Source organism: Micromonospora sp. DT53, from assembly GCF_049841535.1.
GTDB lineage: Bacteria > Actinomycetota > Actinomycetes > Mycobacteriales > Micromonosporaceae > Micromonospora.
Genome location: NZ_JBNCKM010000001.1, coordinates 462666 through 479024, shown reverse-complemented (window position 1 = coordinate 479024; position 16359 = coordinate 462666). Strand labels below are relative to the sequence as shown.

The window sequence follows — 16359 nt, the reverse complement described above, 5'->3', positions numbered from 1 at the left end:
GTCGCGGCGTACGGCCCGCCTCAGCGGCGGGACCGGCTCAGCGGTGCCCCTCCGGGCGCTGCCGCCACCTGTCCTCCATGCGGTCCAGGATTGACGACCGGCGACCGGATCGGCCACCGCGGGGACGACGACGACTCGTCGTGCCGCCCACCACGTGTAGGTCGGGTGACTGCGCCCGCCGGTGCGACTGCACCGCGAACGCGGCCGACGCCAGCATGACGACGAAGCCCGCCACCGCCAGTGGTGGAGTCTTGATCACCGCGCCATAGACCAGTAGAGCCAAGCCAGCGATGATGACGCCGGCGGCGACGAGCAGGCGACGCCGCGCATGGAAGCGCGGATCGCTGGCGCGCACGGCCGAGGCGAATTTGGGGTCCTCGGCAAGCGACCGCTCGATCTGCTCGAACAGCCGCTGCTCGTGCTCCGAGAGCGGCACGGCACTCCTCCCCGGTCACGTTGGTCGGGCCCACTCGGGCCGACAGACCGTGGCAGCCATCCGGCTGCTTACCCGCAAGTCTACGAGGGGGGTCGCGCGTCGGAAAGCGGGACGACCTATGGGCGGGGTGGATTTTCGTTTCGACGGGCGTCACGGTCGCCCATCAGACTGGCCGGACCTATGACGGACCGCCCGAAACGGGCAGCGGCGGCGTCCGCGGCAGCTTCCGCCTCGCGCCAGCCGCGCTCGGGCGCGCCGAGGGTGAGTTGCCGCGGAGCGCCCTGGGCCGAGGCGAGCCCCTCCACCCGGACACCGACGAGTCGGATCCGCTCGCCCGGGTCCAACGCGGTGTAGAGCGCCCAGACCGTGTCGAACATCTCGCGGGCGGTGTCGGTGGGAACGTCGAGGGTGCGAGAGCGGCTGACGGTGCGGAAGTCGGCCAGCCGGACCTTGAGAGAGATGGTGCGCCCGACCTGATCGGAGCCGCGTAACCGGACGCCGACCTTGGTGCTGAGCGCGAGCAACGCACGGCGGATCTCCAGCGGGTCGGCCACGTCGACGTCGAAGGTCATCTCGGCGCCGATCGACTTGTCGACGTGCTCGGGGCTGACCCCGCGTGGGTCGCGGCCACAGGCCAACTCGTGCAGGTGCGATGCCGAGGCGGCACCGACGGCTCGGCGGAGCATGCCCACCGGCGCCTCGGCGAGGTCGCCGACGGTGGTCAGGCCGAGGCGGCGCAACGCCTCGGCGGCGCGCTCCCCCACCCCCCACAGGGCGTCCACCGGCAGCGGGTGCAGGAAGTCCAGCACCAGCCCCGGGGGCACGACCAGCAGGCCGTCCGGCTTGGCCCGGGTGGAGCCCAGCTTGGCCACGAACTTCGTCGGCGCCACCCCCACCGAGCAGGTAAGCGCCTGCTCGTCGGCGACCCGCCGACGGATCAGGCGGGCGATGGTGGCCGGGGAGCCGAAGAGCCGACGGGCGCCTGTCACGTCGAGGAACGCCTCGTCCAGGGAGAGCGGCTCGACCAGTGGCGTGACGTCCCGGAAGATCTGCATGACGGCCCGGGAGGCGGCCGTGTAGGCGGGGAAATCCGGTGGCAGGTAGACCGCGTGGGGGCAGCGGGACCGGGCCTGACTGGTCGGCATCGCGCTGCGTACGCCGTACCGGCGGGCCTCGTAGCTGGCCGAGCTGACCACCCCGCGCGGCCCGACGCCGCCGACCACCACCGGCCGGCCGCGCAGCTCGGGGCGGCGGCGCACCTCGACGGCGGCGAAGAAGGCGTCCATGTCGACGTGCAGGATCGGGCTGGCGGAGTCGTCGGCGTCCGGCCCGAAGCGCGGATCGTCGCCTCGGGGCAACGACTGACTGCGGCCCATCCCGGCAGGTTAACCCGGGGGTACGACACCACCAACGGCCAGCGGGCCGAAGGGTCCCCGGCTCAGCCCCGGACCACCAGCAGCGGCACGGTCAGCTCGACGGCGGTGTCCGACCCGTGGTAGGCCACCAACTTCGACGCCATCGGCCGCTCGGTGCGACTGGCCATGACCGCGTACGTGTCGTTGCAGGTCACCACCACGTCGCCGATCCGGCCCAGATGCTCCTCGGGCACCGGCCCGAACCAGCCGGTGGCCACCATCTCGGCGCGGGTGCGTACCCGGGCCGTGGCGCCCAGCACCTCCGACCAGGTGGCCCGCACGTCCTCGACCGCGCCCGGCTCGACGTGCAGGTAGCGCACCCGGGCCTCGCCGGCCACCAGCCGCACCCCGGCCCGCAGTCGCTGATCGGTGTCCAGGTCGAAGCGGTGCGCGGCAGGGATGTCGAGCTGCCCGTGGTCGGCGGTCACCAGCAGCGCCGCGTCCGACGGCAGCCCGTCGACCAGCCGGGCGACCAGGCTGTCCACCTCGGTGGCGGCGACCCGCCAGGGCACCGAGTCGACGCCGCTGACGTGGCCGTGCCGGTCCAGGTCGGCGTGGTAGCCGGAGACCAGGGTGGGCCCGGCGCCGGCGGCCAGCGCGGCGAGCATGGCGGTGGCCACCGCGTCACCGCCGGCGGCGCCCCGGAAGTCACCACCCCGGTTGGCGGCCAGGGTCAACCCGCTGCCGCCGAACTCCGGCCGACTCACCACTGTCGTCGTCACGCCGGCGGCGCGGGCCCGCTCCAACTGGGTGGGCACCGGCTGCCAGCGCAGCGGCGACGGATCGGCGGCCCAGTCGGTGTGGGTGAGCACCCGATCGGTGCCGGGCACCCGCACGGTGAAGCCGAGCACCCCGTGCGCGCCCGACGCGACACCGGTGCCCAGCGACACCAGGCTGGTCGGGGTGGTGGACGGGAAACCGGCGATGAGCGGCCGGGCCACGGTCGCGGCGAGCCCGGCGAGGGTCGGCGCGTACGGCGCGGCGGTCGGCAGCTGGTACCACCCGAGCCCGTCGACCAGCAGCACGGCGATCCGGCGTACCCCGGCCAACGTGGGCCCGAGCCCGAGCCTGTCGGTCGAACCGGGCACACCCAGCACGGCCAGCGCGCTGGGCAGCACGTCGGCGAGACGGCCGCCGCCGTGGTCCGGCCCGAGGACCGCCAGCGGCGCCACAGGCGGCGAGTCGCTCATGCCGGCCGGCGGGCGAACAGGTGCAGTTGGGCGGCCAGGTCCCGGTACGGCGGTTGGCCGGCCAGCGCACGTTCCAACTCGACCAGGGCGGCGGGCTGCCCGTCGGCGACCGCGGCCGGCAGCAGGTCGGCCAGCACGCGTACCCCGTGGATCTCCTCGACCACCAGCCCGGCGGCGCCGAGCAGCGCGGCGGCGCCGGGGGCGTCGTAGCGTCGGCGCAGCATGTCGCGCGGCCCCGCGGTGCCGGCCGGATCGGCGGCCAGGGTGGTCGCGACGTCCAGGTGCCCGTTCATCGCGCGGCCCAGCACGGCGGCGGCCCGGCCGGCCACCAGCACACTGGCCGCGCCGCCGGGGCGCAGCGCGGTGGCCAGCGCGGCCACCACCGGCGTCGGGTCGTCGACCACCTCCAGCACGGCGTGGCAGAGCACCAGGTCGACGCCGGCCGGCTCGACCAGCCCGGCGAGGGCGTCACCGTCGCCCTGCACGGCGGAGATCCGGTCGGCCACCCCGGCCTCGGCGGCGCGGCGGGTGAGCGCGGCGAGCGCGTCGGGGCTGGCGTCGACGACTGTGACCCGATGCCCGGCGCGGGCCAGCGGAACGGCGAAACCGCCGGTGCCGCCGCCCACGTCCAGCACGGTGAGCTCGGCGTCGCCGCGCCGGTCCAGTTCGGCGCGAAGCACCGACCAGATCACGGCGGTACGGGGTGTCAGCGGCGGCTCGGCGAACCTGCCTCGGGTCTGCTCCACCCGGCCGAGCCTAGTCACCCGGCCCAATGGTGGCGCGGGCGTGTGGCGGGCGCGCCCACCACACGCCCGGTCGGTGCGTGGTGCGGCGGTCGGTCAGGCCTCGGTGCCCTCGGCCTCGTCCTCCGCCCGGGACCGGCGCTCGTTGGCCACCGGACCGTTTGTCACCTCGTACTCGCGGGGGTCGGCGAGGTGCGACGGCACCCAGCCGGTGCCCAGTCGGGTCCGCCGGGCGTTGGCGATTCCACCGGTGTACGCGTGATTTCCCGTCACTGTCGTTCCCCCTCACGGATCACGGGCCGCTCTGCCCGCTCGGAACGAGTCTCCCGCCCGACGGCTCGGGAAACCGTAATGTGGATCACTGAATCAGCGGAAGTCACGGGAGGCCGGACGCACCGGCGGCTCGATGGCGTCCAGTCGGTCGGCGACCAGGTTGGTCACCCCCTCGTGCCGCTGCAACCGCCCCCGGACCACAAGCGCGGCGCTGGTCCGCGCCACCCGCCGGTAGCGCTGCCACAGCCCCGGCGAACAGGTGACGTTGAGCATCCCCGTCTCGTCCTCCAGGTTGAGGAAGGTGACCCCGCCCGCGGTCGCCGGGCGTTGCCGGTGGGTGACGATGCCACCGACCCGGATCCGTTGCCCCGGCTCCACCCGGCCGAGCCGTGCGATCGGCACCGCGCCGAGCACGTCGAGCTGACCCCGGATGAACCGGGCGGGATGGCTCTCCGGCGACAACCCGGTGGCCCACACGTCGGCGACCAGCCGGTCCACCGCCTCCATCCCGGGCAGCGTGGGCGCCGCCGCGCCGGTCACCGTGCCGGGCAGCCGACCCGGCCGGTCCTGCGCCGCCGCACCGGCGGCCCACAGCGCCTGCCTCCGGGTCAGCCCGAAACAGGCGAAGGCGTCCGCGGTGGCCAACGCCTCCAGCTGCGCGGCGGTGAGACCAAGTCGCCGGGCCAGGTCCGGCATGTCCCGGTACGGCCCACCGGCGACCCGTTCGGCCTCGATCCGTTCGGCCACGTCGGGGCCGAGGGTCCGTACGCTGGACAGGCCGAGCCGGACGGCGGGGCCGCCCAACCCCCAGGCGTGCGGTGGCTCCCCCGGCCCGCTGCCCCACCGGGTCCCCGGGGTGGACTCCAGCACCGCCTTCGCACCGCTGGCGTTGATGTCCGGACGACGGACCTCCACCCCGTGCCGGCGGGCGTCGTCGACCAGGGTCTGCGGCGAGTAGAAACCCATCGGCTGGGCGTTGAGCAGCGCGGCCAGGAACGGCGCCGGGTGGTAGCGCTTGAGCCAGGAGCTGGCGTAGACCAGGTAGGCGAAGCTCATCGCGTGGCTCTCCGGGAAGCCGTAGCTGGCGAACGCGGTGAGTTTGCGGTAGACGTCGTCGGCCAGCTCCCCGGTGATGCCCCGCTCGGCCATCCCGACGTAGAGCCGGTCGGCGATCCGGTTCATCCGCTCGACCGACCGTTTGGCGCCCATCGCCCGGCGCAGCTGGTCGGCCTCGGACGCGTCGAAGCCGGCCAGGTCGATGGCGAGCTGCATCAGCTGCTCCTGGAACAGCGGCACACCCAGGGTCTTCTCCAGGGCGTTGCGCATCAGCGGGTGCGCGAAGGTCACCGGCTCCTGGCCGTTCTTGCGCCGGATGAACGGATGCACCGAACCGCCCTGGATCGGGCCGGGACGGATCAACGCCACCTCGACCACCAGGTCGTAGAACTCGCGGGGCTTGAGCCGGGGCAGGGTGGCCATCTGGGCCCGACTCTCCACCTGGAACACCCCGACCGAGTCGGCCCGGCAGAGCATGTCGTAGACCTCCGGGTCGTCCAGGGTCATGTCACCCAGGTCGAGCCGGGACCCGATCATGTCGTAGCCGTAGTGCAGGGCGGAGAGCATGCCCAGGCCGAGCAGATCGAACTTGACCAGGCCCACCGCGGCGCAGTCGTCCTTGTCCCACTGCAGGACGCTGCGCCCGGGCATCCGCCCCCACTCCACCGGGCAGACCTCGATCACCGGCCGGTCGCAGATCACCATGCCACCGGAGTGGATGCCCAGGTGCCGCGGGAACGTCTGCAACTCGTTGGCGTACTCCACCACCTGCTCGGGGATGTTCTCGACATCGACCGTGGCGACCGAGCCCCACCTGTCGATCTGCTTGCTCCAGGCGTCCTGCTGCCCCGGCGAGTAGCCGAAGGCCTTGGCCACGTCCCGCACGGCCGACCGGGGCCGGTAGGAGATGACGTTGGCGACCTGGGCGGCGTGCTCCCGGCCGTAGCGGGTGTAGACGTGCTGGATCACCTCCTCCCGGCGGTCGGACTCGATGTCCACGTCGATGTCGGGTGGGCCGTCCCGTTCCGGGGCGAGGAACCGCTCGAAGAGCAGCCGGTGCCGGACGGCGTCCACATTGGTGATCCGCAACGCGTAGCAGACCGCCGAGTTGGCCGCCGAGCCCCGACCCTGGCAGTAGATGTCCTGGTCGCGGCAGAACCTGACGATGTCGTAGACCACCAGGAAGTAGCCGGGGAAACCCAACTCCTCGATCATGTTCAGTTCGTGGTCGAGTTGCGCGTACGCCGTCGGGTGCGCCTGCGGCGGCCCGTAGCGCTCGTGCGCCCCGTCAGCGGTCAGCTTCCGCAGCCAGCTCATCTCGGTGTGCCCCGGCGGCACCGGGTACGCCGGTAGCTGCGGCGCGACGAGTTGGAGGTCGAAGGCCAACTCGGCACCGAACTCGGCGGCCCGCGCCACCGCACCCGGGTACGCGGCGAATCGGGCCGCCATCTCCGCACCGCTGCGCAGGTGGGCGGTGGCCGCCGCGGGCAACCAGCCGTCGATCTCATCCAGGCTGCGTCGGGCCCGGACCGCGGCGACGGTGGTGGCCAGCCGACGCCGGCCGGGGCTGGCGTAGTGCACGTTGTTGCTGGCCACCGTCGGCAACCCGGCCGCGACGGCCAGGTCGGCGAGCGCGTCGTTGCGGTCGGCGTCGACGGGATGGCCGTGGTCGGTCAGCTCCACGGCCACCGTCTCCGCGCCGAAGAGCGCGGTCAGCCGGTCCAGTTCGCGGGCCGCCGCGCCCACCCCCTCGGTGAGCAGCGCCCCCGGCACGTGCCCCTTGCGGCAGCCGGTCAGCACCAGCACATGGTCACGCAGCTCGGCGGCGACCTCCTCCAGGTCCCCGTACTCCGGGCGGCCCTTCTCACCGCCGCGTAGCTGGGCGCGGGCGATGGTGGTGGCCAGCCGGGCGTACCCCTCATGGCCGTGCGCGAGCACCAGCAGGTGCGCGCCGTGCGGGTCGGGCTCGCCGTTCTGCGGGCCGGGCAGGCCGAGGGACAGCTCCGCGCCGAAGATGGTCGGCAGGCCCAACGTACGAGCCGCCTCCGCGAAGCGGACCACCCCGTAGAAGCCGTCGTGGTCGGTGACGGCGAGCGCGGTGAGCCCCAGCCGGGCTGCCTCCTCGGCCAACTCCTCCGGATGACTGGCGCCGTCGAGGAAGCTGAAGTTGGTGTGCGCGTGCAGCTCGGCGTAGGGCACCACGCCGTCGGGGCGGGTCAGCTCCGGTGGTTGGTACTGCTCGCGGCGGCGGCTCCAGGCCGGGGAGTCGCCGCCATCGGCGTCCACGGCGAGCGGGTCCACCACGTGCAGGTGCCGCTCCTCGCGCGACCGCCCGCCCGACCGGCCGGAGCCGCCGCCGGGCCGGCCGGAAAGCACCCGCTCCAGCTCCGACCAGGGCATCTTCGGGTTGTGGAAGCTCATTCCCGCACCACCTGACCGGCCCCCGACCTGATCGGGCCCGGGGCCGTACGCTCAGTCATAGATCGCCTCCACCAGCCACTGCCCGGCCTCGACGGCGAGCAGCAGAGCGGTGCCGTCGGCGAGGCCGACCTGGAACCTGGCCCGACGACGGGCCTCGGCCGGGGCCCACCACCGCTCGTCCACCGGCCACGGGCCGACCCAGCCGACGATCTCCGCTGGTCGGCCGGTGCCGACCACCAGCCGGGCCGGTGGAGCGCTCACCGCGAGCCGCGCGCTGATCACCACCGGCTCGCCGGCGGCGTCGTGCACGGTCGCGGCGAGTGGGCTGGGCAGCACCACCGCCGGCGCCGGCGCCGGGAGTCGTCCGGGCCACGGCGGAACCCCGCCCGCGCTGCGGTCGACGGGCCGGCCGGCACCGACGGCACGGTCGCCGCCGCCGGCGATCGACTCGCCGGGCAGTGGTGCCGGGCCGGGACGCGCGATCGGCTCGCTGGGCAGCGGCGCCGGGCCGGGACGGGCGGGCAGACGTTCGTCACCCCACGGCACCAGGCGCACCTGGTCGGCCGGGGAGCGCCCCCCGCCGAGCACCGCGGTGACCACCGCCTCCGGGCCGAGGATGCCCTGCACCCGGCTCAACGCCCGGTGCGCGCGTTCCCGTTCCTCGCCGGTCTCCCCCCAGAGGCCAGCCTGCAGACCGGCCTGGGCGATCACCCCGTCCGGGATCAGTCGCAGCCGGATGATGCCGGCCGTCGGTCGGGCCGGTCGGGCGCCGGCGCGGCCGTTGCTGCCGGAGAGCCACCCGTCGAGCTGCCAGCGCACCCGGTCGGCGATGGCCGCGGCGGTGAGCAGGCCATCGTGCCGCCACACCCGGTGCAGCTCCTGCCCGTGCTCGGTGACCGCCTCGATGCCGAGCCGGGTGCAGGCCAGCCCGTGCCCGGCCAGCCGCTCGTGCAGCTGCTCCGCCAGCGCCCGGGCCACGAACGCCGCCGCGTCGACCCGGTCGATCGGCTCGTCGTACTCCGCGGTCACCGTCAGGTCGGCCGGCGGCTGCCGGACGGCGAGTGGGCGGTGGTCCCGCCCGGCGGCCAGTCGATGGGCCAGCGCACCGTCGAACCCGAACCGGGCCAACACGTCGCCGGCCGGCAACGCGGCGAAGTCGCCGAGGGTTCGCACCCCCAGCCGGCGCAGCAGATCGGCCAGCGCCGACCGGCCGAGCGCCTCGACCGGCAACCCGGCCAGGAACTCCGGTGTCCCGCCCGGCGCCACCACCCGGCCGGCGCGAGCGGCCAACCCGGCCGCGAACACCCCGTCGGCGATGCCGACCTGGCTCTCCACCAGGCACGACTGGGCCACGTGCTCGATGATCCGCTCGGCGGCCGCCTCCTCGCCGCCGAGGTAACGGCCCGGCCCCCGGGCGGCCACCGCGCAGGCACCCGGACGGACCACCTCGACCCCGGCGACCAGCTCCTCCACCGCGGCGACCACCGGCTCGAACGCACGGGCGTCCCGGCCGAGGTCGTGCTCCACGACGGTGAGCTGTGGGCAGCGACCCTGTGCCTCCCGCTTGCGCAGCCCTCGACGCACCCCCTCGGCGCGAGCCCGCTCGGAGCAGGCGACCACCCGGTTGGCGTGCAGCACGGCGACCGGACCGGTCGCGGGCACCCCGTCGACGATCTCGGCGGCGAGCACCGGCCAGTCCGGGCACCACAGCAGCAGAGTCCGTGCCGGCGCGCCGGTCACCCCCGACCAACCAGGGCGAGTGGCGCTGCCGATCGGCCCACGGGCGACGGCAGCGTACGGGGGATCACCCGGGTCAGCTCGTCACCCGGGAGCCAGACCTTGATCTCCTTGGGTCGGGCGGCCGCCCCGCGCCCGCGCGCCGAGACGGTGATCTCCCGGCGGCGCAACCGCCCCCGGCCCAGCCCGAGCCCCTCCCAGACTCCACGGACCACCTGCAGCGTCACGTCCGCGCCGTCCCACCGGCCATACGGGACGAGCACGCTGCCGCGCTGCCGGGCCCGGGCCGCCAACCGGGTGGCGACCGAGGCGGAGACCGAGGCCGGCACGGTGGTGACCACGACGTCCACCCCGTCGATCAGCGCGGCGACCACGGTGGCCCACTCGGGGCCGGGGTGCGGCACCAGGGCCAACCGGTCCAGGGCGATGCCCAGCTCGGCGGCGGCGCCCGCGCCGAACGTCGGCACCCCGACCACGGCGCACCACGAGCCGGCCCGGGACGCCTCGGCGAGCAGGGCCAGCATCAGTGAGGTGCCGCCGCTGCGGCGGGGCTGGCCGGCGGCGACCGCGATGGTGCTGCCCCGGCGCAGGCCCCGGTTGGGCAGCAGACCGGTCAGCTCGGGCACCACCGGCAGCACCCGGTGGCCACCGACCGGGTCGGGTGCGCTCGCCGGACGCACCAGATCGGCCAGCGCGGCGGAACCGACCACCATGCGGCCCGCCATTGGACCAACTCCCCCGTCGTTGCTGTGGATCAGATCAGGACCGGCACGCCGTGCCACCGGCCGCCCGGCTCCCCCCGCGGGACGGCCGGTGGCACGGCGAGATCAGGCGGCGAGGCCGTCCAGGGCCGGTTGGTGGGCCACGCCGAGCGCGGTTTCCACCACCGTGACGAACTGCTCGGCAGCGCGGAGCAGATCGTCGGCCTCCCGGGCGCTGACCACCCGGGGGATGCCGGCCTCGGCGGCGGCGCGCTTGCTGGCCCCCGCGGCGAAGAACCGGGACCACTCGTCGAGCTCCGGAGCGACAGCGCAGAGGAGGACCCAGACGCTGGTGATCCGGTTGCGCCGACTCGGCGCGGGTCGGGCCCGGGCGGCGAGCAGGGCGGCCGCCGCGCGCAGGGCCGCCAGGTGGGCAGCCGCGTAGCGCAGGCCGTCAGGTCGGGTCTGGCCGGCCTCCACCAGCCCACGGCGGGCCAACGTGAGGAGCTGGGCGGGGGTGCGGTGCGGCAGCACGTGCGCCGGCACCGTCGGTGCCTGAGCCGGGTTGGTCGGCATGGATGTCTCTCCTCCACGTGGCCGAGACGTCACTGCGGCGGCTGATGCCGCCGACGAGACGCCGAGGTCGGGTGGTGCGGAGGAAGACGCACCGGGTGTGGCCGGCCGGGTGTGGATGCTTCCCCACACCACACCCGGCCGGCGGACCGGCGGGTGCGTCGCCCGCTGCCCGGGGGTCGTGGGCGGCGGGCGACGCACCTGCCTGTTGGGACCAGGCTCGCGACTGCCCGGAAACCCAGGTGCGGCCCGCGGAGCCGCACCGCCCGGAGGTGGCGCCGCGAAACGCCGCGCTCCGGCTGGTTGGAACGGGCGTTCGAGGCAATCGAACACTCGTTCTAACTGCTGCTGACAGTACACCTCCCCTCCGACGAAAATGCAACGTGTGACGCGCTGAGCGTGCCGGCCGGGTGAACCCACACCGGCGAACCGGGAAGAATGACGACATGCAGCCACACCCGAACGTACGAGCGGTGCAGGACGCGCTCACCACCGCCGGCACGCTCGACGGCGCCGGTGAGCCCAGCATGGTCCGTCTGCTGCCCGACGCGGCGCACACCGCCGCGGCCGCCGCCGACGCGCTCGACGTCGAGGTCGGTCAGATCGCCAACTCACTGATCTTCGACGCGGACGACACGCCGCTGCTCGTCCTCACCTCCGGCGCGCACCGGGTCGACACCGCCGGCCTGGCGGCATCGCTCGGCGTCACCCGGCTGCGCCGAGCCAACCCCGAGTTCGTCCGGGCCCACACCGGCCAGCCGATCGGCGGGGTCGCCCCGCTCGGGCACCCGCAGCCGCTGCGCACCCTGGTGGACACGGCGCTGGCGGCGTACCCGGAGATCTGGGCCGCTGGTGGCGTACCCCAGGCGGTCTTCCCGACCACCTACGCCGAACTGCTGCGGGTCACCGCCGGCACCCCGACCGAGGTGGCGTGAGCGAGCGCAGCGAGCGAACCAGCAGGCCCAGCAGCGACGCGCTCGCGCCGCCGCGAAGCGGTGGCGTGAGCAGCACGGCTCCGGAGCTGGTCACGCTGCACGTGTGGCGGACCTCCCGCGGCGCGCTGCCCCGGGCGCTGACCCGGATGGCGCTCGATCCACGCCGGTTGCGGGCCCTCCCGGGCGTTCGGTTCGGCAAGCTGCTGGGCACCGGGACCGGCACCGACTTCGGGCCGAGGGACGCCGACCTGACCCGGTGGGCGGCGCTGACCGTCTGGGACTCACCCGCCGCGGCGGCCGGCTTCGACGACTCGTCGGTCGGGCGGGCCTGGGCGCGCATCGCCCACGCCCAGGCCCGGATCGACCTGCGCCCGCTGACCAGCCGGGGCGAGTGGTCCGGCCAGCGGCCGTTCGGCGACCCGTCGGGCGGCCGGGTCACCGGCCCGGTGCTGGCACTGACCCGGGCTCGGCTGCGGGCCCGCCGGGCCGCCACCTTCTGGCGGGCGATCCCGCCGGTGGCCGCCGCCCTGCGTGACGCACCCGGACTGCTGGCCCGGTTCGGGGTCGGCGAGGCGCCGTTGGGCTGGCAGGGCACGGTGAGCGTGTGGCGTGATCCGACGGACCTGGTGGCGTTCGCGTACCGTCACCCGGAGCATCGGGCGGCGATCATGCGAACCCCCACCGCGGGCTGGTACGCCGAGGAGCTGTTCGCCCGGTTCGAGGTGCGCGACGTGGTCGGCGACCGGTCGGCGCTCGGGTGGGTCGCCGAGGGCGGCCCGGAAACGGTGAAGGGTGGACGGGCATGAGGTTGGTGCGCTGGACGCCGGACGATCTCGTCCGACGGCTGGACGACGTGGTGGCCGTCTACGGCGAGGCGATGGGATACCGCACCGACCTGCTGGAGGCCCGGCGCGGTTACATCGCCACCCACGTCCGCCGGCCGGGTTTCCGGGCGGTCGCCAGCCTGACCAGCGAGGGTCACCTCGCCGGCTTCGGCTACGGCTACCTGGGCGCGTCCGGTCAGTGGTGGCACGACCAGGTGCACCGCGCGTTGGACGCCCCGACCCGCACGCACTGGCTCACCCACTGCTTCGAGGTGGTCGAGCTGCACGTCCGGCCACCGGCGCAGGGGCACGGCCTGGGCGCCGGTCAGCTGCGCGCGTTGCTCGGCATGGCGGAGGGCGACACCGTGCTGCTGTCCACCCCGGAGGCCGACGAGCAGACCTCGCGGGCCTGGCGGTTGTACCGACGGTTCGGCTTCGTCGACGTGCTGCGCGACTTCCACTTCCCCGGCGACGAGCGACCGTTCGGCGTACTCGGTCGGGATCTGCCGCTCGAGCCACCGGCGTCATGACCCGGCGGATCTCCTGGACGCTGCTCGCCGTCCTGGTGCTCGCCCAGATCTGCTACCCGCTCACCACAGGCGCCACCCGGGCCGGGCTCACCGTGGCCACCGTCGTGCTCGGTTGGCTGCTCTCGGTCGGCCACGCGCTGCTCAGCCGGGGCCCACGGGTGGCGGCGGCGCTGGTCGCGGTGGCCACCGGCGGCGGGTTCGCGATCGAGGCGATCGGGGTGGCCACCGGTGTGCCGTTCGGCAGCTACGACTACTCCGGCGAGCTAGGCCCCAAGCTGGCCGGCGTGCCACTGATCATTCCGTTGGCCTGGACCTGGATGGCCTGGCCGGCCTGGCTGGCGGCGGTCCGACTGACCGGCGGCAACGCCACGACGGCCGCTGACAGCGCGACAACGGCCGGCGGCAGCGGGCCGACGGTGGGTCGATGGGTGGTGCGGATCGCGCTGGCCACGGTGGGGCTGGCCGCCTGGGACCTCTTCCTCGACCCGCAGATGGTGGCCGAGGGCTACTGGGTCTGGCGCGACGCCACCCCGGCCCTGCCCGGCCTGGCCGGCATTCCGGTCAGCAACTACCTGGGCTGGCTGCTCTTCGCGGTGCTGCTGATGAGCGCGCTGCGCCCGCTGGCCGGGCCGGCCGCCGAGCACACCGATCGACGCGACCACCCGATGGTCGCGCTCTACCTGTGGACGTACTTCTCCAGCATCCTGGCCCACGCCGTCTTCCTCGACCTGTCCGCCTCGGCGCTCTGGGGCGCCGCCGGCATGTCGGTGACCGCCGTACCCCTGGCGGTGACCCTCCTGCGTGCCCGCCGGGGCGGTGACCCCGGTCGAGAGGCCCACCAGTCACACCGCCCCGGCGTCGACGCGACCCGATGACCGTCCTGCTCGCCCTGCTGATCGCCGTCGCCGCGTTGACCGGACACACCTGGCTCAACGCCACCCGGTGGCTGCGCCGACCCACCGACCGGCCCGAGGCCCTCGACGAGCCGGTGGCCGTGCTGCTGCCGCTGCGCGACGAGGCCACTCGGGTCACGCCCTGCCTGCGCGCCCTACTCGCCCAGCGCGGCGTGCCCGGGCTGCGCGTCGTGATCCTCGACGACGGGTCCACCGACGGCACCGCCGACGTGGTCCGCGCGGTGGTCGGCGACGACCCCCGGGTCACGCTGCTCACCGGGGTCGCCCCACCGCCGGGCTGGCTGGGCAAGCCGCACGCGTGCTGGCAGCTGGCCACCCGGGCCGACCCGGACGCCACCGCGCTGGTCTTCGTCGACGCCGACGTGGTGCTCGCCCCGCACGCCGTGGCCGCGGCCGTCACCGAGCTGCGCGCCGCCCGCGTGACGCTGCTGTCGCCGTACCCCCGGATCGTGGTGGCGACGGCGGCCGACCGGTTGGTGCAGCCGCTGTTGCAGTGGCTCTGGCTGACCTTCCTGCCGCTACGCGCGATGGAACGCTCGCCGCGGCCGTCGCTGGCCGCGGCGGGCGGGCAGTTCCTGGTGGTGGACCGGGCCGGCTACACCGCCGCCGGCGGGCACGCCGCGGTCGCCGACAAGATCCTGGAGGACGTCGAGCTGGCCCGGGCGGTCAAGCGGGCCGGCGGACGGATCGCCCTGGCCGACGGCTCCCGGCTGGCCACCTGCCGGATGTACGACGACTGGCCGCAACTGCGCGACGGGTACTCGAAGTCGCTCTGGGCGTCGTTCGGGCACCCGGGCGCGGCGGCGGCCGTGGTGGCGGCGCTGCTGCTGCTCTACACCGCCCCACCGCTGATCGCGCTGGCCGGGCTCGCCACGACGGCTCCCCGGGTGTCGATGGTGGCGCTCGCCGCGTACGTGCTGGGGGTGGCCGGACGGGTGCTCACCGCCCGCGCGACCGGTGGCCGGTGGTGGCCCGACGCGCTCGCACACCCCGTGTCGGTCGTGGTCCTCGGTTGGCTGACCCTGCGGTCGTACCATCTGCGAAAGCGACGCCGCCTGACCTGGCGGGGCCGCCCGGTCAGCTAGGAGGCGCGGCATGGCGCGGATCGTGGTCGTCGGCGCCGGGGTGGGTGGCCTCGCCACCGCCGCCCGGTTGGCCGCCACCGGGCACCAGGTGACCGTCTTCGAGCGGGCCGACACGGTCGGCGGCAAGCTCGGCCGGTACGCGCACGACACCCCGGCCGGGTCGTTCCACTTCGACACCGGGCCGAGCCTGCTCACCCTGCCCGAGGTCTTCCACGACCTGTTCGAGGCGACCGGGGCGAAGCTCGACGAATACCTGGACCTGGTCCCGCTGGACCCGATCGTCCGGCACGTCTTCCCCGGCGACGGCCCGACCCTGGACTCGTGCGCCGACCCGGTGGAGTTCACCGCCCGGATCGGGGCCGCCCTCGGCGACCGGGCGGCAGCCGACTGGCAGCGGCTGTGGCGGCGGGCGGCGCGCGTGTGGGAGGCCTCCTCGCGGGACATCCTGCGCCGCAGCGTCGATTCTCCCCGCGACCTCGCATCGCTGGCCTGGCGCGTCGGCGACCTGGCCGCCATCGCCCCGGGTCGCAGCCTGCGCGGCCTGGGCCGCGGGCACCTGTCCGATCCGCGGCTGCGGATGCTGCTGGACCGGTACGCCACCTACACCGGCGCCGACCCGCGCCGGGCGCCGGCGGCGCTGGTCGCGGTCCCCTACGCCGAGCTGGCCTTCGGCGGCTGGTACCTGCGCGGCGGGCTGGGCACGCTCGCCGACGCGCTGCTCACGCGTTGCCTGGACCTCGGCGTGGTCGTGCAGACCGACGCCACGGTCACCCGTATCGACGCCACCGGCGGCCGGGTGCACGGGGTACGCCTCGCCGGCGTCACCGCCCCGGTGCCCGCCGACGTGGTGGTGGCCAACGTGGACGCGCTCACCGTCTACCGTGACCTGCTGCCGCACTCGCGTCGACTGGCCGGGCTGACCGACCGCAGCCTCGCCGGCTTCGTGCTGCTGCTCGGCGTCTCCGGCAGCACCGGGCTGGCCCACCACAACGTCTTCTTCCCGGACGACTACGACGCCGAGTTCGACGCGGTCTTCGGTGACCCCGGGCGGGGGGTACGCGCCCGGCCGGCGGCCGACCCGGCGGTGTTCGTCACCGTGGCCGACGACCCGATGGTCCGCCCAGCCGGACACGAGGCGTGGTTCGTGCTGGTCAACGCCCCTCGGCAGGGCACCGCGGCGGGCGCGGTCGACTGGCGACGCCCGGGGCTGGCCGACGCGTACGCCGATCGGATCCTGGACGTGCTGGCGCGGCGCGGCGTGGACGTGCGCGACCGGCTGCTGTTCCGCGAGATCCGCACCCCCGCCGACCTGGACGTGGCGACCGGCGCGCCAGGTGGCTCGATCTACGGCACCGCCGGTGGGCTGCTCCGCCCGGCCAACCGGGGCCCGGCGAACGGGCTGTGGCTGGTGGGTGGCTCCACCCACCCGGGCGGCGGGTTGCCGATGGTCACCCTCTCCGCGCAGATCGTCGCCGACGAGATCGGCCCCGCCTGGTAGACCCGACGCGCCTTCAGCCTGTTTTCGC

The 16359-nt window shown here is 74.9% G+C and carries 15 protein-coding genes; 6 read left to right on the top strand and 9 right to left on the bottom strand.

Annotation, left to right across the window (positions count from 1 at the left end):
- Window positions 1-37: 37 nt before the first annotated feature.
- The 9 genes from ACLQ3B_RS02385 to ACLQ3B_RS02345 form a co-directional block, all read right to left on the bottom strand.
- On the bottom strand, window positions 38-436 hold the full coding sequence (locus ACLQ3B_RS02385; RefSeq protein WP_030334542.1) for a DUF3040 domain-containing protein: 399 nt from the start codon (window positions 434-436) through the stop codon (window positions 38-40).
- 116 nt (window positions 437-552) lie between these two features.
- Window positions 553-1812 (bottom strand): DNA polymerase IV, encoded by a 1260-nt coding sequence (locus ACLQ3B_RS02380; protein WP_425776915.1) that lies wholly within the window; start codon window positions 1810-1812, stop codon window positions 553-555.
- 62 nt (window positions 1813-1874) lie between these two features.
- Complete coding sequence (locus ACLQ3B_RS02375; protein WP_425776913.1) at window positions 1875-3041, bottom strand: alkaline phosphatase family protein; 1167 nt, start codon at window positions 3039-3041, stop codon at window positions 1875-1877.
- On the bottom strand, window positions 3038-3805 hold the full coding sequence (locus tag ACLQ3B_RS02370; RefSeq protein ID WP_425776911.1) for a methyltransferase domain-containing protein: 768 nt from the start codon (window positions 3803-3805) through the stop codon (window positions 3038-3040). Before ACLQ3B_RS02370 ends, ACLQ3B_RS02375 begins: the two co-directional genes overlap by 4 nt.
- Window positions 3806-3880: 75 nt before the next feature.
- The gene (locus ACLQ3B_RS02365; protein ID WP_167492956.1) at window positions 3881-4057 is read right to left on the bottom strand and encodes a hypothetical protein; all 177 of its coding nucleotides are present in this window, start codon (window positions 4055-4057) and stop codon (window positions 3881-3883) included.
- Window positions 4058-4150: 93 nt separating this feature from the next.
- Complete coding sequence (locus ACLQ3B_RS02360; protein ID WP_425776909.1) at window positions 4151-7534, bottom strand: error-prone DNA polymerase; 3384 nt, start codon at window positions 7532-7534, stop codon at window positions 4151-4153.
- A gap of 51 nt (window positions 7535-7585) precedes the next feature.
- Window positions 7586-9274: a DNA polymerase Y family protein gene (locus ACLQ3B_RS02355; protein WP_425776907.1), complete on the bottom strand. Its 1689-nt coding sequence runs from the start codon at window positions 9272-9274 to the stop codon at window positions 7586-7588.
- Entirely contained in the window at window positions 9271-9996 is a 726-nt protein-coding gene (locus ACLQ3B_RS02350) for a hypothetical protein (RefSeq protein WP_425776905.1), read from the bottom strand. Before ACLQ3B_RS02350 ends, ACLQ3B_RS02355 begins: the two co-directional genes overlap by 4 nt.
- A gap of 102 nt (window positions 9997-10098) precedes the next feature.
- Window positions 10099-10548 carry an SAV_6107 family HEPN domain-containing protein gene (locus ACLQ3B_RS02345; RefSeq protein ID WP_007463070.1) on the bottom strand — a complete coding sequence of 150 codons (450 nt, stop codon included), beginning with the start codon at window positions 10546-10548 and terminating at the stop codon, window positions 10099-10101.
- A gap of 443 nt (window positions 10549-10991) precedes the next feature.
- On the opposite strand from ACLQ3B_RS02345, the gene ACLQ3B_RS02340 reads away from it, so the two are divergent.
- The 6 genes from ACLQ3B_RS02340 (at window position 10992) to ACLQ3B_RS02315 (ending at window position 16331) form a co-directional block, all read left to right on the top strand.
- Window positions 10992-11480, top strand: a complete 489-nt coding sequence (locus ACLQ3B_RS02340) for a YbaK/EbsC family protein (protein WP_425776903.1) — start codon at window positions 10992-10994, stop codon at window positions 11478-11480.
- Between the two features lie 65 nt (window positions 11481-11545).
- Window positions 11546-12286: a monooxygenase gene (locus ACLQ3B_RS02335; RefSeq protein WP_425778007.1), complete on the top strand. Its 741-nt coding sequence runs from the start codon at window positions 11546-11548 to the stop codon at window positions 12284-12286.
- Window positions 12283-12834, top strand: a complete 552-nt coding sequence (locus ACLQ3B_RS02330) for a GNAT family N-acetyltransferase (RefSeq protein ID WP_425776901.1) — start codon at window positions 12283-12285, stop codon at window positions 12832-12834. Before ACLQ3B_RS02335 ends, ACLQ3B_RS02330 begins: the two co-directional genes overlap by 4 nt.
- The gene (locus ACLQ3B_RS02325) at window positions 12831-13709 is read left to right on the top strand and encodes a carotenoid biosynthesis protein (protein ID WP_425776899.1); all 879 of its coding nucleotides are present in this window, start codon (window positions 12831-12833) and stop codon (window positions 13707-13709) included. The genes ACLQ3B_RS02330 and ACLQ3B_RS02325 overlap by 4 nt, the downstream gene beginning before the upstream one ends.
- Window positions 13706-14833, top strand: coding sequence for a glycosyltransferase (locus tag ACLQ3B_RS02320; protein WP_425776897.1), 1128 nt, complete (start codon window positions 13706-13708; stop codon window positions 14831-14833). The genes ACLQ3B_RS02325 and ACLQ3B_RS02320 overlap by 4 nt, the downstream gene beginning before the upstream one ends.
- A gap of 10 nt (window positions 14834-14843) precedes the next feature.
- Complete coding sequence (locus ACLQ3B_RS02315) at window positions 14844-16331, top strand: phytoene desaturase family protein (RefSeq protein WP_425776895.1); 1488 nt, start codon at window positions 14844-14846, stop codon at window positions 16329-16331.
- Window positions 16332-16359: the final 28 nt, after the last annotated feature.